This window comes from Chryseobacterium sp. TQ-BC-N36, from assembly GCF_058382295.1.
On the sequence record NZ_CM178175.1, the window covers coordinates 4,184,246 to 4,203,428 of the forward strand.

Genomic DNA, 19,183 nt, shown 5'->3' on the forward strand with positions numbered 1-19,183 from the left:
ATTAGGTTCTTGATTTTACAGCATCATTAGCTGATTTCATTTCCCTTGCTTTTTTCAGTTTCTGATTTCCGAAATTGTAGGTAACCCCTATACTCATAAGTCTTGGATAGTTGAAGTTGGTGATATTGTTATATTTTCCATTGGGCTGCACCCCTTTAATGCTGTAAAAGCTTTGGTTAAATAAATCACTTACTTCCGCTACAATAGTCCAGTCGCCAATGATTTTTTTCACATTGAAATCAAAGCTTTGTCTGGCTGCTATCATGCCACCTTCCATGGCCGTCTGGCTGGCAAAAAAGTAATTCACTCCCAGGAACCAGTCTTTTTTGGATGAAAGCCTGATAACATTATTGATGGTAGCGGACATATTATAATTTTTGACATTGATGATATAAGGCTCTACTACTTCAGTTTCTCCGGGTGCTGGCATAGACGTTGGATCTTCCCACACCCCTCCAGTATACGTAACGTATCCTAAGTTCACCGAATAATTAGTTGTCCAGATGTCTTTAAACCATGATTTGTTCATTCCAAGTGTTAATGCAAGCTCCCTGTTTTTTCCGTAATTGGTTCTGATGTATCTTAAAAACCGGGTTGTTTCTGTAATGGCATTACCACTACCGTCGTATATAATATTACCGTTGGCATCTCTTTTCGGAGCTGTAACAGTTCCCTGTAACGGAATGAGATCTGAAGCTGCTGCGTCTTCTACCATATTAAAACTAAGATTGGCATAAAATGCATTTTTATACATATAGTTCAGCTCCTGATTGTAAAACTTGGCTGCCAGTATAAAAGGATTGTTTTGTGTATAATTGGTAGGAGTAAAATATGTTCTCGAAGGGTTCAGTTCCCAGAATCTTGGTCTTCTGATTCTGCTGGAAAAAGTATAGCTTAGATTATGATCTGAATTGATTGCATAATTTAAATTCAGATAAGGCAGAATATTATTATAATTTCTTTCGAATCCTGTCTTTCCAAGAATATCTCCTGTACTTCTCGTCATTTCATAACGGGCTCCTATTTTTCCGGATAACTTCTCAGTAAGCTTTCTTTCATAGTTCAGATAAATCCCCAGAATATTTTCTTTGTAAATGAAATGATTGGTTTGATTGGGATCTATTACAAATTCTCCGTTTTTCAATTTGTCCTGCTGGGTGTCATTGTCTGTATTGGTATGATTATAACTTACTCCCATCAGCCATGTGGCACCTTTCGCTGTTTTTTTCAGATAGTCAATATTGGCAGCGTAGTTGTTGATGATTTGGGGTACAGATTGATGAAGAGCTGAATAATTATTTTCCGGATTATTATCCAATGGAAAACTTTCATTGAAACTCACCTTATCTCTGTTAAACCACAAGTAAGAAACATTCGAGGTAAGCTTACTTCCCAGAGAATCTGTTTTCATCTCATAATTCAGGTTAAATGAATGGTTTCTCGTTTGTGCATCCTCATGATTGACGGTTCTGTTATTTAAAACTCCATTCTGCCAGTTGGTAATATCCAGTACAGAATTAAAACTTTTATTGTATCTCATGTTGTAGGATAATCCAAGACTGTGCTTTTTATTGATCTCATAATCAATATTGAAGCCGCCACCTAGAGTTTTATTAGGATCATCATTAAATCCATAAGATTCATTTCTGAACGTTGGATCTCCGTTAGACAATGTATATCTTTGTCTGTCTGTCCAGCTTCCTGTTCTGAAATTAGAGTTACCGGACCATTTACCTTGTCTGAAATTAAAAGAGGCACCTGCATTAGGGTTATTGTAATAAGCCTGCTCGTTCTGCATTTTCAGTGTTCCATTGTAGCCATTGTTTTTGCTTTTTTTCATCACAATATTGATTACCCCTTCTTTAGATTCAACCTGGAATTCGCTTCCGGGAACGGTAATCACCTCAATTTTCTGAATATCCTCGGATGGAGTGGATTTCAGCATTTCGATCAATGCCTCAGAATCCATATTGGTTTTCTTATTGTTAATATAAATTATGGCATCATTTTTTCCCAAAATCTTCAGTGTTTTTCCGTCAATGCTGGAAATCATAGGCGTTTGCTTCAAAAGATTAAAGGTATTGGTTCCTTTAGCAATAGATGAAGAGGCCACATCATATACCAGACGGTCACCTTGTTTTTTGAAAACCTGCTTCTTGATATTCACTGCATCAATAGCATTTACTTTCAAACTGTCTTTTTTCTGCTGGGCGGTTACAAGTCCGCCGAAAAATAGTGTTGCAATAAGTATTTGAGTTTTCATGATATTATTTTTTAATTAATAGCTTGTATGGTTTGTTATTTAACATTACAAAGATATATAATAAATTAAGTATTATGCAATACAAAGTACTTAAAAATATTTTCAATTTATTATAATCAATTGATTATCAGTTAATAAAAATTTAGTTAAAAATATTGATTGTTTGACCTTTCTGTGTAATAAGACAAATGAAAGATGTTAAATGTTACATCAAATGAAAAAATATTGAAGAATTTTTTGAAAAAAGATAACCGACACTTGAGCTTATTCATATAGTTTAGGAATTAAAAACACTTGCTAAACGAGGTTTGTAATGACTATAAAAATAAAAAGGACCTAAAGGTCCTTTGATTATTCTTATTATATTATTTATTCTCTATCGAATCGTGCCAGTTTTTTATCTACCCAAACCGTTGCAAAAGGGAAAAATGCTGATAATAAGGCAAAAACAAAATCTTCATCATCCCAGTTATAAATTTTTCTGGCAGGAAGGCAGAGTAAAAGGTAAAGGGTAAAAAATAATCCATGTAAACTACCAATAACACTGATAAAGATGATAGAATATACATTTTCATCATACCGGATCCAGATCATCGCCACGCAATATAGTAAAAGACAGGAAACAGCTTCTGCAAGACAAATTTGCTTAAACCATCTGATGATTTTTTCCTGAGGATATTTTGAGAATATTTTTTCGATAAAATTCATTTCTTTATTATGAGCTGTGTGTTAAAAGAAGGGTATTTCTTCCTGTATGTTCTCATTTCTGAACTGCAAAATTACTTATAAAAACTGCTACCATCCAAATATTCAAAAACTTCAGGAGGAAGCATAGGTCTTACATTTTTACCATCCCTTATCATATTGCGGATTTCTGTGGCAGAAAGTTCTATTACAGGTGCTTTTATCATAGAGATATTGTCATGTTGTAAATATTCTGAGTCTTTCTTTTCTCCTTCAAACACTCTGGGATAAACAATAATATGATGATTGTTGATCAGAATATCAGAATTTTTCCATTTGTGAAGACTTTTCAGATTATCTTCTCCCATGATTAGGCTGAAAGAATAATTTGGATATTTTTCATGAAGATACGTTAAAGTATCAATAGTATAACTTGGCTTTGGAAGAGAAAATTCCACATTGGAAGCCCTCATATTGGGATAATTCTTTACTGCCAGCTGTACCATATCAAGCCTGTTATGGTCATTCAGTAAAGATTTTTTGTCCTTGAATGGGTTTTGCGGGCTTACCACAAACCAAAGCTCATCCATATCAGAATTTTCCAGAATATAATTGGCCAGAATAAGATGTCCGATATGAATAGGATTGAATGATCCGAAAAATAAACCGATTTTTTTCATTTTTTGTTAAGTAATAGGTAGTAATAGATGGCGGGTAGCAGGTTATAGTAGTTTGAAATATCAATATTTTGATCAGAATTTTATCTTTGTGCAGGCTTTTATTACCTGCAACCTAAATCATGCAACCTTCTTACTCCCTAAATTTCACATCCTTAATATTAAGATAATGAGTTACATTGCCTTTCCAGTGATTTTCTTCCAGGGTGAAAGCAAGATCAAAATTTTTATTTTTAAAATCTTCTACAAACTGACCAAGCTTGAACCCTACACATTCAATATTCCTGCCCGTAGACTCCTGCTTGATATAAAACTTCAGGTGATTGTTATCTTTTCCCATGGTTTTTACATATCCTGAAAGCTTCTGATTGGTCAGTGTAAAAATAGGTTTCATGTTATGAGGCCCGAATGGAGCCAGTTTTCTGTGAAAATTGATAAACTCTCTGTTGATCTCATCAATTTTAATTTCTGTATCAATGGTAATGGAAGGTTCTTTTTGATGTTCCTGGATTTTCTCAGAAACAATTCTTTCAAATTTTTCCTTAAAAGCAGCAAATTTATCTTTCTCCATTGACAAGCCGGCAGCCGCATGATGGCCCCCGAATTTAAGGAAATATTCAGAACACATATCAAGAGCTTCATGTACATCAAAATCAGAAACTGATCTTGCAGAAGCAACCATTTCACCATTATTCCCATCGGTAAATACCAGTGTAGGTTTATAATAGGTTTCAATAAGCCTTGAGGCTACAATACCAATGACTCCTTTATTCCATTCAGGATGGTAAACGATAGTCGTATGTTTGGTTTCCTGCTGGGATTCTATAATCTGATTCAGGGCAGAAAGTGTGGAATTCATATCCAGTTCACGTCTCTCATCATTGAGATTCATGATGTCATTTACAATCTGGTTGGCATGTTTCAGGTTATCGGAAACCATAAGTTCCACAGCAGCTTTACCATGAGAAATCCTTCCCGCGGCATTAATTTTAGGCGCTATTTCAAAAACAATATTGGAAATTTCAAAATGAGAAAGCTTATCTTCAGGAATCAACAGTCTCAAACCTAGATTGCGGGTCTTTCTAAGCGTTTTTAAGCCCATCTTAGCCAGAACCCTGTTTTCTCCTGTCATAGATACGATGTCCGCAGCAATAGAAATAGCCAGAAGATCTGTAAGCTCAAACAGTTCGGCTTCCGGTAACTTATAAATGGTATTAAGTCCCTGGCAAAGCTTGAAACCAACGCCACATCCAGAAAGCTCTTTGAAAGGATATCGGCAGTCACTCCTTTTAGGGTCAAGTACAGCTGCAGCATTGGGAATTTCCTCACCGGGAAGGTGATGATCACAGATAATAAAGTCTATGCCGAGATGGGTGGCATAGTTGATCATATCAAGGGCTTTGATTCCACAGTCCAGGGCAATGATTAATGAAAAACCATTCTCTTTGGCAAAATCAATTCCTTCTGTGGAAATTCCGTAGCCTTCAGAATTCCTATCCGGAATATAGTAGTCCAGATATCTTTTCTCAACAATCTTGCTGAGATAAAGATACATCAGCGCAACTGCTGTGGTTCCGTCCACATCATAGTCACCATATACCAGTATTTTTTCACCATTTTCAATGGCGGTGGCAATACGCTCTACAGCTTTTTGCATATCTGCCATTAAAAACGGATTGTGGATATCGTTAAGATTCGGTTTGAAGAATTCTCTGGCCTTTTGATAATTGTCAATTCCCCTTAGAACGAGGATTTTAGATTCAAAAGTACCAAAACCAAGTGACGAACTTAGTCTGTCCACAACTTCCTCATCGGGTTCGGGCTTGTAAATCCATTTTTGACTCATTTCACAAAAATAAGGAAAAAAAATAGCATTCTGAAATGAACCGGAGTGAAGTTTCGACTTAATCATTGTTAAAAAAATGCTATCTTCGTGCTCCAAATTTTTAAATAGGTATGAAAAAAATCAGTGTATGCCTTCTTGTATTGGGGGCTGCGTATTCGATCAATGCACAGAAAATTAACCTCGGAAAAGCTGCCGGAATGGTTTCAAATGGTGCAAAAGGATTAACATTTACCAACGAAGATGCTGTCAAACTATCCAAAGAATCCGTAGAGTGGATGGATAAAAACAATCCTGTTGCAGGAGCGAAAGACCCATATACTGTGAGATTGAACAAACTGTTCGGAAAACACAAGTCTCAGGATGGTCTGAACCTGAATTATAAAGTTTATAAAGTAAAAGATATCAACGCATTTGCCTGCGCAGATGGAAGTGTTCGTGTATTTTCATCATTGATGGATATCATGACAGATAACGAATTGCTTGCTGTAATCGGGCATGAGATCGGTCACGTTAAAAATCAGGATACAAAAGACGCCATGAAGTCAGCTTATCTGAAAGCCGCAGCATTAGATGCAGCTTCCTCAGCCTCATCTGCAGTAGCTACCCTTAATGACAGCCAGGTAGGAAAGATGGCGAATGCATTTCTAGATGCTTCACACAGCAAAAAACAGGAGTCTGAAGCAGATACTTATTCGTATGACTTCATGAAAGCTAATAAATATGATGTGGTGGGTGCCTATACGGCCTTTAAAAAGCTTGCCTTGCTTTCTCAGGGAAGTACACAAACTAATTTTGAAAAAATGTTCAACTCCCATCCGGACAGTAATAAGAGGGCAGAATCTATTAAAAAGAGGGCTGAGAAAGATGGGCTGTGGAAAGATCCGGGAACCGTTTCTTTGCCGGCTGCAAAACTGACAAAATAATTATTATTTGTTTATTTAAACGAAAACACCTCAAAGCTTTGCTTTGAGGTGTTTTTTATATAGATTTTAATGTTATTCTGATTTAAGAATACATTTTTTCTCTTAATTCTTTTACCTTTTTATCAGCTAGGTATTCATCGTAATTCATTTCTCTGTCGATGATTCCTTTAGGAGTCAGTTCAATGATTCTGTTACAGACAGTTGAAAGCATTTCGTGGTCATGTGATGCCAACAGGATGTTTCCTTTGAAGTTTGATAAAGAGTTGTTCAAGGTTGTAATACTTTCAAGGTCTAAGTGGTTGGTAGGCTCATCCAGTAAAAGAACATTGGCTTTCTGAAGCATCATTCTGCTGAACATACATCTCATTTTTTCACCTCCCGAAAGTACTTTACATGATTTCAAAGCTTCATCTCCGGAGAATAACATTCTTCCCAAAAATCCTCTTACAAACTCTTCATGGCGCTCTTCATCATTCTTTGTAAATTGTCTCAGCCAATCAACCAGGCTTAAATCTTCCTGGAAAAATTTGGTATTATCCAAAGGCATGTGAGATTGAGTTGTAGTAACTCCCCATGCAACTGTTCCTTTATCAGCTTCCACATTTCCAGCAAGGATCTCGAAGAATTCTGTGATTGCCAAAGAGTTCTTAGAAAGTACCGCTACTTTATCTCCTTTTTTAAGGTTTAAATCAATATTGGAGAATAATAATTCTCCGTCTTTGGTTTTTTCAAGACCTTTTACATCAAGAATCTGATCTCCTGCCTCTCTTTCCATTTCAAAAATGATCGCCGGATATCTTCTTGAAGTTGGCTTGATGTCATCGATGTTTAATTTATCGATCATCTTCTTTCTTGCAGTAGCCTGTTTAGCTTTTGCTACGTTAGAACTGAATCTGGCAATGAAATCCTGAAGTTCTTTTTTCTTTTCTTCAGCTTTTTTGTTTGCCTGGGCTCTTTGTTTAGTTGCCAGCTGAGAAGCCTGATACCAGAAAGAGTAGTTACCTGTGTAAAGGTTAAGTTTAGAGTAATCAAGGTCACCGATGTGTGTACAAACGGTATCCAGGAAGTGACGGTCGTGAGAAACAACGATTACTGTGTTTTCATAGTCAGCAAGGAAGTCTTCAAGCCATGAAATAGTATCAATGTCAAGGTCATTGGTAGGCTCATCCAGAATCAATACATCAGGATTACCGAAAAGTGCCTGAGCCAAAAGAACTTTTACTTTGTCTTTATTCTCAAGTTCACCCATCAGCTGCCAGTGCATATCTTCAGTGATTCCTACGTTAGACAGCATGGTCTGTGCATCAGATTCTGCAGTCCATCCGCCCATTTCATCATAAATTACGCCTAATTCGCCGGCTTTAATTCCGTCTTCGTCAGAGAAATCTTCTTTTGCGTATAACGCATCCATTTCCTCTTTTATCTCAAATAATTTCTTGTTACCTCTTAAAACCGCTTCAAGAACAGTAAACTGGTCGTAAGCAAAGTGATCCTGTTCCAAAACTGACATTCTTTTCCCTGGTTCCAGAGATACATGTCCTGTTGTAGGATCCTGCTTTCCTGTTAATATTTTCAGGAATGTAGACTTTCCCGCACCGTTTGCTCCGATGATTCCGTAGCAGTTTCCTTTGGTAAACATAATATTTACCTCGTCAAAAAGAACTCTTTTCCCGAATTGTAAAGATAAGTTAGATACTGTTAACATATAGTTTTGTAAATTTGGCGCAAAAATACGAAAAGAATTTGGGTATTTTGTAATATTATAATAGTCAAGTTTTTAAATGTACGGTATTTTTTATATATTTCATTAACGAAATTTTAAAATGATGAAGATTGAGAAAACAGTTAATATATTGAACAGAAGAGCCCGTTTTGAATATGAAATTCTTGAAGAATATGAAGCCGGAATGGTTTTGACGGGTACCGAAATAAAATCTTTACGCTCATCCAAAGCGTCCATCACAGAATCGTTCTGTCAGTTTATTGATGGGGAATTATACATCATCAACATGATGATTGATGAGTATAAATTGGGAACTTTTTACAATCATAAAACAAAAAGGGAACGGAAATTGCTCTTGCACAAAAAAGAATTGCAAAAACTTGAAAAAAAGTTAAAGGATGCAGGGAACACCATAATACCTTTAAAATTGTATATCACCGATCGGGGTAAAGCAAAGGTGCTGATAGCGCTTGGTAGAGGTAAAAAGCTTTTCGATAAAAGAGAGGCGATAAAAGATAGAGAAAATAAACGGAACCTGGACAGAATATTAAAGAAAAGTTAAAAATCATTTGAAAAACTTTGTATATAAAGAAAAATTATATTTATTTTGCATTATCAATTATTTAATCATTTAATTCTATGAAAAATCTAAAATTAGGAATTTCAGCATTGGCGCTTACTGTTGCCTCTACTGTTTTCGCGCAGACTACCAACAATCCGTGGTTGATCGGAGTTGGTGCTCATGCAGAAAACCACGTAGCAGCACGTACAAGCTTCGGTAATACGTTCTCTGCTAACAATTTGACAAAAAGTATGTTCAATGTGAACAACTTTTCTATTACACCTCCATTATCTAAGTTGACAGTTGCTAGAAACATTGGAAAAGGTTTAGTAATTGACTGGCAAACTTCTGTTGGAAATGTTGAAAACAAAAGATTCAACATGGGGAAAGAATTTTTCCTAATGACAGGTCTTGGTTTCCAGGCTCATGGGGCAGGTCTTTTATGGAACGAAGAATCTTGGTTTGATCCATATTTAAGAGTTGGTGCTAACTACTTAAGACATGACTATACAGCTCTTACTTTCCCTAGAACATCTGTTGATGCTAATGGTAACCCAATCGAAAACGTAACTAACGGTAAGGATGGTAACGAAAACGGTAAAGCTAATCACTTTACTGTAGCTACAGGTGCTGGTGCTAACTTCTGGGTAACTAAGAACTTCGGTCTTGGTGTACAGGGTGATTATGTATCAACTCCAGGTGATAAATCTACAGTGGCTAACTTCTGGCAAGCTTCTGCTTCTATCTTATTCAGATTTGGAAACAGAGATAGAGATAAGGATGGTATCCTAGATAAAGATGACCTTTGTCCAGATACACCAGGTTTACCAGAATTCCAAGGATGTCCTGATACAGACGGTGATGGAGTTCCAGATAAAGACGATCAATGTCCAGATGTAGCTGGTCCAGTTGAAAATAACGGTTGTCCTTGGCCAGATACAGACGGTGACGGTGTAATCGATAAAGATGATGCTTGTCCTACTGTAGCAGGTCCTGCTGAAAACAACGGTTGTCCTTGGCCAGATACAGACGGTGACGGTATCTTAGATAAAGATGATGCTTGTCCTACTGTTCCAGGTCTTCCTGAATACAACGGATGTCCTAAACCAAAAGATGTTATCGCTAAGGAAGCTACAGGAGCTCTTAAAGATATCTTATTTGATTTCAATAAGGCTACAATCAGACCTGAATCTAGTGGTAAATTAGATCAAGCTGCAACAATCATTAAGCAATCTAACGATGGTACCTTCTTGGTAACTGGTCATACAGATGCTAAAGGTGCTGCTGCTTACAACTTGAAACTTTCAAGAGAAAGAGCTGCTTCTGTTGTAGGTGCTCTAGAGGCTAGAGGAGTTAGTGGAAACCAATTGAAATCTGTAGGTGTTGGATCTAGAGATGCTCAAATCCCGGCTAAAGCTTCTGACGCTGAAAGAATGGCTGACAGAAAAGTAGTTGTTGAGGCTATCAACGGTGCTGCTTGGGATGCACTTAAGAAATCTGATCTAGAAGTTGTAGAGAAGAAGACTGTAGTGAAAAAAGCTAAAGCTCCGGCTAAAAAGAAAAAAGCTCCAGCTAAAAAGAAAAAATAATTAATTTTTCTAAATAATGAATACCTCCAATTTTTTTGGAGGTATTTTTTTTTTGTTGACTTTTAAGTAATTTTGTTGGAAATTTAAAAATTAAAATGGGAAGAGCATTTGAATATAGAAAAGCTTCTAAAATGGCCAGATGGGATAAGATGGCCAAAACATTCTCTAAAATAGGAAAAGACATTGCCCTTGCAGTAAAGGCAGGCGGTCCTGATCCAGAATCTAATCCTGCATTGAGAAGATGCATCCAGAATGCCAAAGGGGCAAACATGCCTAAGGATAATGTAGAAAGAGCCATTAAGAAAGCAAGTGGTGCAGATGCAGAAAACTATGAGGAAATTACTTATGAAGGATATGGACAAGGAGGTGTTGCTTTTTTTGTAGAATGTACTACAAACAATACAACAAGAACTGTAGCCAACGTAAGAGCTGTTTTCAATAAGTTTGACGGCAACCTTGGTAAAAATGGAGAATTGGCATTTATCTTCGATAGAAAAGGAATTTTCACAATTGATTTGGCACAGGTCAAAATGGATTGGGATGACTTTGAAATGGAAATGATTGACGGAGGAGCTGAAGACGTAGAAAAAGACGAAGAAGAAGTGATGATTACAACTGCTTTTGAAGATTTCGGTTCTTTATCTCATAAATTGGATGAGCTTGGAATTGAAGCTAAAAGTGCAGAGCTGCAGAGAATTCCAAACAATACAAAAGAAGTAAACGAGGAACAGTTCAAAGCAAATATGAAAATGCTTGAGCGTTTCGAGGAGGACGATGATGTGCAAAACGTTTACCATAACATGGAAATTACAGAAGAGCTGATGGACTCTTTATAAAAAATAATATAGCATTCATATACAGTTAACTTTCAATTAGTTTCTTTGTATAAAACTATGAAAAGAAACGTTGAATTAGTTGTTATATCGGATGTTCATTTGGGAACTTATGGATGTAAGGCTAAAGAATTGTTGAGATATCTTAATTCTATCCAGCCTAAAACTTTAGTTTTAAACGGTGATATTATTGATATCTGGCAGTTTAAAAAGTCTTACTTCCCTAAACCTCATTTGAAAGTAATCAGAAAGATACTTTCATTTGCGACCAGGAATACAGATGTCTATTACATTACAGGTAATCACGACGAAATGTTTCGAAAGTTCACAGATTTTGAATTGGGAAAACTCAAGGTCTGTAATAAAATCTGTCTTAATATAGATCAGAAAAAAACATGGATTTTTCATGGGGATGTTTTCGATGCATCCGTTCAGCATTCAAAATGGATCGCCAAACTTGGCGGAAAAGGATATGATCTTCTTATTATTATCAATAATGTTGTAAATTGGTTTTTAGAAAAAATGGGTAAAGAAAAATACTCGTTTTCTAAAAAAATCAAGAACAATGTGAAAAAGGCTGTAAAATATATCGGCGATTTTGAGCTTACCGCTTCTGAGCTGGCGATCGATAATCAGTATGATTATGTGGTATGCGGGCATATCCATCAGCCGCAAATTCGTGAAGTTGTTACTAAAAAAGGCTCATGTACCTATCTGAATTCAGGTGACTGGATTGAAAACCTCTCTGCCTTGGAATATCATGATAAAGAATGGCAGATTTTTTATTATGACGAGCATAAACATCTGCTGAAAGATGATGAAGCAGAAGAAATCCCGGAAATGGATAATTCAGCCCTTTTAAAAATCGTAACCAATTTTTCCTAAATGAAGATTTTGTATGCATTCCAGGGGACAGGGAACGGACATGTTGCCAGAGCACAGGAAATTATTCCTCTTCTCAAAAAACATGCATCTGTTGATACTTTGATCAGTGGCCATCAGTCTCAATTAAAGGCTGATTTTGACATTAACTTTCAATACAGGGGAATTTCCCTTCTCTATAATAAAACAGGAGGTTTATCCTACCGAAAAACATTTAGTGAAAATAAATTTCTTGAAGCAGCCAAAGTCATCAGACAACTGGACCTTTCGAAATATGATTTAATCATCAATGATTATGAACCTTTGACGGGTTGGGCTTCCAGGCTGAAAAAATTCCCGATGATAGAATTGAGCCATCAGGCGTCAATGAGCTTTCCGGAAACCCCAAAACCAAAGAAAAAAGACTTCCTGGGGGAGATGATTCTAAAATATTATGTTCCCAGCGAAAGAAAAATCGGTTTCCACTTTGAAAATTATCATCCACAGATCAAAAAACCTGTTATCAGAAGGAAAATCAGAAATCTTAATCCTTCTAAACAGGGATATTATCTTGTATATCTACCTAGTTTTGCAGATGAAAATATTATAAAGGTTTTAAGAAAAATTCCTGTTGAATGGAAAGTGTTTTCAAAATACAGCAAAGTACAGGTTAAGGTAAAAAATGTGGAAGTATTTCCTATAGATGAAAGCCAGTATCTGAGATATTTTGAAGGTTGTGAAGGAATTTTGTGCAACGCAGGTTTTGAAACCCCTGCAGAAGCATTGTTTATGGATAAGAAATTATTCGTAATCCCTATTCACAATCAGTATGAACAGGAATGTAATGCATGTGCCCTTGATAAAATGGGAATACCCAATTCTAAAGTTTTAAACCTTCAGGAAATTATGGAGTGGGTTGCTTCAGACCACCATCTTAAAGTGGATTATCCTAATGATATTGAAGATATTCTTTTGAATGAAGTTTTAATTTTTTAAAAACAGATCATCCACGTCATTCATTCTCATCATCACGGATCTTGCATAGGAGCAATGAGGATACACTTTCCAGTCATTTTCTCTGGCAAATCTGATGGCTTCTTCCACTAAGAATTTTCCCATTCCTCTACCCTCAAATTCAGGATGTACCAATACAAAAGAAATGATCAGTTTATGGTCTTCCGGAAAAATAGTATAGGTAAGCCTCCCGACTTCTTTTATTTCATTATTTAAAGTAAGAACTCCACCGTTTCCGGATTTATTATTTTCAAATTTCATGATTCTGAACTTTATTGTTAAATATACAAAAATTGAACCGGCCGTTGCATAAGCAATAAGCAATGCTGTGAATTTCTTAATTGACCATTCACCAATGAAGCAAAATTGACCATTGACTCAACTAATTATCTTTCCCCGTATAATAGTTATAATCTTTAATAATTACATTGATAAACTGTCTTTCTGTCATTTTAGTGGGGTCTATTTCCAGTTTCAGAATGCTCTTGATCTTATCAGACAGCTTGCTGATGATCTGACGGTCATCTACTTTTAAAGCCTTGGTATAGTTATCTTTGATGATCCTCATATCGTTGTCACTCAGAGCAATAACCTGTGGAAAAGATGGAATGTAATCCTGATGAATATTTTCAAGGATGGTGTGTGAGATATTGATATTGTTTTTCAGAGAAATGACAGCTGTTCCGGATGCAATGTCACCCAGGCGCTGATTGTTTTTGGAAACAATCATAGAGATAAGTCCTACAACCCCGGCAAATGATATATCAACAATTCTGAAAACCCAACGGATCATGTAATCTGCAAAGCTTGCCTGGTAACCGTCAATCTTCACTACTTTGATTTTCATAAGTTTTTTACCGGGAGTCTGGCCTTCCATAAGGCTTTCCAGCACAAGTGGGTAGATGTAAACAGGAAATGTGAGAATGAGATAAACGGCTCTTACAGACCAGCCATCGAGGCCGTCTAAAAGGTATCCCAAATCAAAAATATTGAAGAACAGATACAGGATAATCATTACATAGGCAATCCTGATCAGCAGATCAATAATGAAAGCGAGCATCCTTTCTCCTACACCTGCAATATTAAAATTAATATTTACATTTTGTGAGGTATTTATCGCAATTTGAGACATATTTTTTATTATTTTAGCCTTAACAATTATGAGAGAAGTTTATTTCATTAAACAAAATAAAGAAAAATGGTTGGGAATAGAACAGGTTATTCAAGGGAAAATTAAAAAAAATCCTGATGACCTGTCTTCGCTGTATATAAATCTGATCAATGATCTTTCTTTTGCCCAGACCTATTATCCCAAAAGTAACACGACAGTGTACCTGAATCATCTATCTGCCCAGATATTTCAGAAGATCTATAAAACAAAAAGGGTAGAGGAGAACAGACTGGTTTATTTTTTCAAAACGGAAGTCCCACTGCTGATGTATCAGTACCGGAGATATCTGATGTATGCTTTTCTCTTTTTCATTTTGTTTACCCTGATAGGAGTACTGTCTGCAATTTATGATAAAGACTTTGTCAATATTATTTTGGGTGAAGGATATGTGAATGAAACCATTGAAAATATTAAAAACAATAATGCCGTAGGAGTTTATCAGAGTGGAAGCACATGGGGAAGTACGATAGGAATTATTTTTAATAACATCCAGGTAGGGGCTAAACTTTATATTTATGGCATTGCCGGCGGAGTAGGGACATTATTTGCTCTGCTTTCCAACAGTGTTATGCTGGGTGCTTTTCAATACTTTTTTTATGATTACGGAGCCTTGAAAGACAGTGCAAGAGGAATATGGCTTCATGGAGTTTTTGAAATTTTCGCTATGGTGGTGGAAGCTATGTGTGGATTGATCCTGGGGGCTTCTATTTTGTTTCCAAGGACATTTTCAAGATTTAACTCTTTTAAAAAAGGATTTAAAGATTCCTTCAAGATATTTTTAAGTACAGTTCCTTTCACTATTTGTGCAGGGATTATAGAAGGTTATGTTACAAGACATGCATTAAAGATGCCTTTGGTACTTAACCTGATAATTATTCTGGGCTCATTGGTGATTATAGGATTTTATTATTTTGTATACCCATCTGTAGTCAACAAAAAAACTAATAAACACATCAATGATACAATTTTATAAAAAAAGAGACTTCGGGAACTTTATCAGCGACAGTTTTAATTTTTTCAAATTATACGGAAAGAATTATTTTAAAAATTATATTCTGATCAACGGTTTGCTTCTGATCTTAATGACTGCTGTTTTAATTTTCGGATATAAAGAACTTTTTTCGCAGATATTCGGTTCCAATCTGGGAGGAGAGACGTATTACTTTGAACAGTATTTTTCGGATAATGCTGGAATGTTGATTACGGTGGGATTATTGACGTTCCTTCTTTTCATGGTTTTAATGATCGTGAATTACCTCTATCCGGTTTTTTATTTAAAAAGAATAGCACAGGGAGCAGAAAAGATAAAAGCTGATGAGATCCTGAGTGATTTTAAGAGTAATGCAGGGAGAATAGCTAAGTTGTGCATTGGAATGATCTTTATCGTTATACCTATGATCCTTTTTGTGGTAGGATTTTCTTACATCCTGATCTTTATTATTATCGGGTTATTCCTTATCCTGCTGGTTTATCCAACGATATTTAATTTCACTACATTTCTGATGTATGATTATTTTAATTCAGAAAGAGGCTTTTGGGGAAGTTTAAGCTATGCTTTGAGATCCCAGTTTTCTTACCCGAACGGAAGTGAAAAATCTCCGTATTGGAAGTATTGGGGAGCTGCCTTTGTGATGTTTATTATTATTTACATGGTAACATCTGTTTTCACATTTATTCCGATGATATTCTTTTACGGATCACTTCTTACCACTACACCGGATGGAAATTTTGAACAAAATCCTTTTACCGGGACTTTCGGAGTTTTGTTTTTTGTATTCTATGGAATATCCATGCTCCTTTCATTTTTTCTTTCAAATCTGATGTATGTGAACGCAGGATTAATGTATTACGACAGCCGGACAGATCTTCACCAGAAAGTAGAATTGGCAGAAATAGACACGATAGGAATCAATGAATAAAATTCTTTTTTTCATACTGCTTTTTTTCTCTCTTGGACGGATTTACGCTCAGGATGGCAATCCTGCTCCTGATGATGCAGTAGATTCATTATATACAACCGGACATTACAGGAATATGTTGCGTGCGGATTCTGTGCTGATGAAAAATCCGGTATCAGATAATGTTATCTACCCCAAAACATTCAAAGAAGATATTCCATCCAGATATAAAGGAAATGAGTTCAACTATTCTGTTTCAAAGCCAAGAGAGTCTTTCTTTCAAAAGCTGATGAGAAAGATTAATCAGATTATACAGGGAATTTTTGGAGAAACGGCACTAACGAAGTCGGCAGAACTTACCACTGTCCTTATCCGTCTTTTTGCAATTATCCTTGTAGGATTTCTGCTGTATTTCATTGTTAAGTACATTATGGGAAAAGACGGAAATTTTATTTTTGGTAAAAAGAATAAGAAACTTGACCTTAATGTTGAAGAACTGCATGAGAATATCCACGAAATTAATTTTCCTGAAAGTATATCAAAATTTGAACTGGCAGGAGATTACCGTTCTGCCATTCGTTACCAGTTCCTGTTTATTCTTAAAAAACTGAGTGATAAAAAACTGATTAACTGGAATCCTGAAAAAACAAATAAAGATTATGCCATGGAGCTGAAAGCTCCACATCTGAAAAATGAGTTCTCTAATTTGTCTTATATTTTTGATTATGTCTGGTATGGAGAATTCAGTATTGAGGAACAAAGCTACCAGAAATTTAAAAATCAGTATCAGGGATTTAAACCATAACAATATTAACCATGAATAAAACTTTCAAAACATATGCTGTAATTTTCATCATTGTGATGGTTATTCTGGCATTGCTTGAGGTTAACAAAAAAGAAACTACAGACTGGCGAAAGAACTTTGATATCAATGAAAAATCTCCGTTTGGGCTGTTTGTTTTTAATAATGAAGCGAAAGATCTTTTTAAAAATAAGCTGAAGAAGGTGGAGCAGGTTCCTTATGAATATTACAGTCAGCACAAAAAAGGAGCTCATAATATTATTGTTATTGAAAACACCCTGGACAATGAGTCCTGGAAGAAAATACTGGGCCAGGTATCTGAAGGTTCAGATGCATTTCTGATGGTGACCCGTATGCCTAAAGAAATTTCAGACAGTATCGGATATTACGATTCGGAAATATCTTTTGAAGAGCAAAATGTTTTGAAGCTTACCGATAAAAAATACCAGAATGATTTTATCAGATTAGATAAATTTCCATCAGGAAGAGGGTTTTCATTCATCAAACCTAAAGTTGAAGTACTTGGGAAAACGGTTGAGAAAAAGAATACAGATCAGGCCAATTTTATTAAAGTTAAATTTGGGAAAGGATATATTTATGCCCATACAGAACCTCTTTTTCTGACCAACTACTATCTTCTTAAACCAGGAAATGTAAAATATGCACAGGATGTATTTTCCTATCTTCAGGATAGGGAAACCCTTTGGTTCGTCGCCGGTAAAAGTTCAGCGTCACGTTTCTTTATGCGGTTTATATTGTCAAAACCTGCTTTGAAATATGCGTGGTGGATATTTTTAGGAGGCCTTATTCTTTTTATTTTCTTTAATGCCAAAAGAAAGCAGAGAATAGTCCCTGTAATAGAGCCATTGAGAAATACGTCCCTGGATTTTGTAAAAAGTATTGGAAATCTGTATCTTCAGGAAGGTGATTTCCATGATATGATGGCAAAGAAAGCTCAGTATTTTCTGAATAAAGTAAGAATGGATCTGTTAATAGATACTCAGAATCTGGATGAGGAATTTGCTAAAAAACTGCATCTTAAAACAGGGAAAACCATGGAGATGATCAATGAAGCGATAGGGCTTATCAAAAAAGCTCAGGACCCTTATGCCAGTGTAATGAAGGAAGACCTTACAAGGATTAATAAGCTTCTTGATGAAATAATTAAATAACAAAAATAATAATATGACGATATAGCAGTCCCTGTGATAATGATAATTATTCATGCAAAGGATAATCGTTAATTTGGTACGTCGCTAGATTGGTAAAATAAAATGTATTATGGAAAACTTTGATAACCCAAATATAGAAAACCCAAGCTCTATAAATCTGAATAAACAAGAAGAGCCGTTTCATTCGAGAATCGATATGATTGAGCTCCGTACAAGTTTGGAGAAAGTAAAATCAGAAATTGGAAAAGTGATCGTAGGACAGGAGAAAATGATAGAACATCTTTTGGCAGCATTACTTTCAAACGGACATGTTCTTATCGAGGGAGTTCCCGGTGTGGCCAAAACGATAACAGCAAAATTATTGGCTAAAACCATTGATGTTGGTTTCAGCAGAATTCAGTTTACACCGGATCTTATGCCTTCTGATATCCTTGGAACATCTGTATTTAATGTGAAAAACTCAGAATTTGAATTTAAAAAAGGACCTGTCTTCTCCAATTTCATCCTGATTGATGAGATCAACCGATCGCCTGCAAAAACGCAGTCTGCATTGTTTGAGGTGATGGAAGAAAGGCAGATCACAATGGATGGGATACGGTATACTATGGAAGAACCTTTTCTTGTTATAGCAACACAGAACCCTATAGAACATGAAGGTACGTACAGGCTTCCGGAGGCACAGCTAGACCGTTTTCTATTTAAGATCAATGTAGGATATCCTAATCTTGAACAGGAAATAGAGATTATTAAAAATCAGCATGAAAGTAAAAAAGAAGATAAAACGGAAGGGATCAGCCGCGTTATCACAGCTGAACAATTGAAAAACTATCAACATCTGGTTAAAGAGATTATAGTGGAAGCCCAGCTGATGGAATATATTGCTAAAATTATCATCAATACAAGAGAAAACCAGTTTTTATATTTGGGAGCTTCCCCGCGGGCTTCCCTGGCACTTCTTACTGCCGCAAAGGCATTTGCAGCTATCAGAGGAAGAGATTTTGTGACTCCTGAAGATATTAAAGAGGCAAGTTATGCTGTGTTGAGACACAGAGTAATTGTATCTCCTGAAAGAGAAATGGAAGGTCTTACTGCAGATGAAATTATCCGTCAGATTTTAGAAGGAATAGAGATTCCCAGGTAGATAATAGTTGGCAGGTAGCAGGTG

General features: G+C 35.9%; 18 protein-coding genes. 11 read left to right on the forward strand and 7 right to left on the reverse strand.

Features of this window, described 5'->3' with window-relative positions; translation table 11 throughout:
• Position 1 precedes the first annotated feature (1 nt).
• The 4 genes from AC3FI7_RS18840 to recJ all read right to left on the reverse strand — a co-directional run bounded on the left by AC3FI7_RS18840 (position 2) and on the right by recJ (position 5,470).
• Positions 2–2,263, reverse strand: a complete 2,262-nt coding sequence (locus tag AC3FI7_RS18840; RefSeq protein ID WP_343660100.1) for a TonB-dependent receptor domain-containing protein — start codon at positions 2,261–2,263, stop codon at positions 2–4.
• Between the two features lie 369 nt (positions 2,264–2,632).
• Positions 2,633–2,971: a DUF3817 domain-containing protein gene (locus AC3FI7_RS18845; protein ID WP_491460681.1), complete on the reverse strand. Its 339-nt coding sequence runs from the start codon at positions 2,969–2,971 to the stop codon at positions 2,633–2,635.
• A 71-nt stretch (positions 2,972–3,042) separates the two neighbouring features.
• The gene (gene nadD, locus AC3FI7_RS18850) at positions 3,043–3,627 is read right to left on the reverse strand and encodes a nicotinate (nicotinamide) nucleotide adenylyltransferase (RefSeq protein ID WP_491460682.1); all 585 of its coding nucleotides are present in this window, start codon (positions 3,625–3,627) and stop codon (positions 3,043–3,045) included.
• A 130-nt stretch (positions 3,628–3,757) separates the two neighbouring features.
• Positions 3,758–5,470 (reverse strand): single-stranded-DNA-specific exonuclease RecJ, encoded by a 1,713-nt coding sequence (recJ, locus tag AC3FI7_RS18855; protein WP_343660094.1) that lies wholly within the window; start codon positions 5,468–5,470, stop codon positions 3,758–3,760.
• Positions 5,471–5,580: 110 nt separating this feature from the next.
• Here recJ and AC3FI7_RS18860 point away from each other — a divergent pair, with 110 nt between their 5' ends.
• The gene (locus AC3FI7_RS18860) at positions 5,581–6,393 is read left to right on the forward strand and encodes a M48 family metalloprotease (protein WP_491460683.1); all 813 of its coding nucleotides are present in this window, start codon (positions 5,581–5,583) and stop codon (positions 6,391–6,393) included.
• Between the two features lie 82 nt (positions 6,394–6,475).
• Here AC3FI7_RS18860 and AC3FI7_RS18865 read toward each other — a convergent pair whose 3' ends face one another.
• A complete protein-coding gene (locus tag AC3FI7_RS18865; RefSeq protein WP_291904443.1) occupies positions 6,476–8,098 on the reverse strand; it encodes an ABC-F family ATP-binding cassette domain-containing protein in 1,623 nt (540 codons plus the stop codon).
• A 121-nt stretch (positions 8,099–8,219) separates the two neighbouring features.
• Here AC3FI7_RS18865 and smpB point away from each other — a divergent pair, with 121 nt between their 5' ends.
• The 5 genes from smpB to AC3FI7_RS18890 all read left to right on the forward strand — a co-directional run bounded on the left by smpB (position 8,220) and on the right by AC3FI7_RS18890 (position 12,957).
• Positions 8,220–8,678 carry an SsrA-binding protein SmpB gene (smpB, locus tag AC3FI7_RS18870; protein ID WP_041462062.1) on the forward strand — a complete coding sequence of 153 codons (459 nt, stop codon included), beginning with the start codon at positions 8,220–8,222 and terminating at the stop codon, positions 8,676–8,678.
• 77 nt (positions 8,679–8,755) lie between these two features.
• Complete coding sequence (locus AC3FI7_RS18875; protein ID WP_142725369.1) at positions 8,756–10,267, forward strand: OmpA family protein; 1,512 nt, start codon at positions 8,756–8,758, stop codon at positions 10,265–10,267.
• 95 nt (positions 10,268–10,362) lie between these two features.
• Positions 10,363–11,103, forward strand: coding sequence for a YebC/PmpR family DNA-binding transcriptional regulator (locus tag AC3FI7_RS18880; protein ID WP_291904441.1), 741 nt, complete (start codon positions 10,363–10,365; stop codon positions 11,101–11,103).
• 57 nt (positions 11,104–11,160) lie between these two features.
• On the forward strand, positions 11,161–11,985 hold the full coding sequence (locus tag AC3FI7_RS18885) for a UDP-2,3-diacylglucosamine diphosphatase (protein WP_491460684.1): 825 nt from the start codon (positions 11,161–11,163) through the stop codon (positions 11,983–11,985).
• On the forward strand, positions 11,986–12,957 hold the full coding sequence (locus tag AC3FI7_RS18890) for a glycosyltransferase family protein (protein ID WP_142725372.1): 972 nt from the start codon (positions 11,986–11,988) through the stop codon (positions 12,955–12,957).
• On the opposite strand, the gene AC3FI7_RS18895 is transcribed toward AC3FI7_RS18890, so the two are convergent.
• Positions 12,946–13,236, reverse strand: a complete 291-nt coding sequence (locus AC3FI7_RS18895; protein ID WP_142725373.1) for a GNAT family N-acetyltransferase — start codon at positions 13,234–13,236, stop codon at positions 12,946–12,948. The genes AC3FI7_RS18890 and AC3FI7_RS18895 overlap by 12 nt on opposite strands.
• A gap of 121 nt (positions 13,237–13,357) precedes the next feature.
• Positions 13,358–14,107 (reverse strand): RDD family protein, encoded by a 750-nt coding sequence (locus AC3FI7_RS18900; RefSeq protein WP_291904435.1) that lies wholly within the window; start codon positions 14,105–14,107, stop codon positions 13,358–13,360.
• A gap of 28 nt (positions 14,108–14,135) precedes the next feature.
• On the opposite strand from AC3FI7_RS18900, the gene AC3FI7_RS18905 reads away from it, so the two are divergent.
• The 5 genes from AC3FI7_RS18905 (at position 14,136) to AC3FI7_RS18925 (ending at position 19,159) form a co-directional block, all read left to right on the forward strand.
• The gene (locus AC3FI7_RS18905; RefSeq protein ID WP_142725379.1) at positions 14,136–15,119 is read left to right on the forward strand and encodes a stage II sporulation protein M; all 984 of its coding nucleotides are present in this window, start codon (positions 14,136–14,138) and stop codon (positions 15,117–15,119) included.
• Positions 15,103–16,065 (forward strand): DUF4013 domain-containing protein, encoded by a 963-nt coding sequence (locus AC3FI7_RS18910; RefSeq protein ID WP_491460685.1) that lies wholly within the window; start codon positions 15,103–15,105, stop codon positions 16,063–16,065. Before AC3FI7_RS18905 ends, AC3FI7_RS18910 begins: the two co-directional genes overlap by 17 nt.
• Positions 16,058–16,849, forward strand: a complete 792-nt coding sequence (locus AC3FI7_RS18915) for a DUF4129 domain-containing protein (RefSeq protein WP_142725381.1) — start codon at positions 16,058–16,060, stop codon at positions 16,847–16,849. Before AC3FI7_RS18910 ends, AC3FI7_RS18915 begins: the two co-directional genes overlap by 8 nt.
• An 11-nt stretch (positions 16,850–16,860) precedes the next feature.
• Positions 16,861–18,018, forward strand: a complete 1,158-nt coding sequence (locus AC3FI7_RS18920) for a DUF4350 family protein (RefSeq protein ID WP_142725382.1) — start codon at positions 16,861–16,863, stop codon at positions 18,016–18,018.
• A 109-nt stretch (positions 18,019–18,127) separates the two neighbouring features.
• Positions 18,128–19,159: an AAA family ATPase gene (locus AC3FI7_RS18925; RefSeq protein WP_343660088.1), complete on the forward strand. Its 1,032-nt coding sequence runs from the start codon at positions 18,128–18,130 to the stop codon at positions 19,157–19,159.
• The last annotated feature ends 24 nt before the right edge of the window (positions 19,160–19,183 follow it).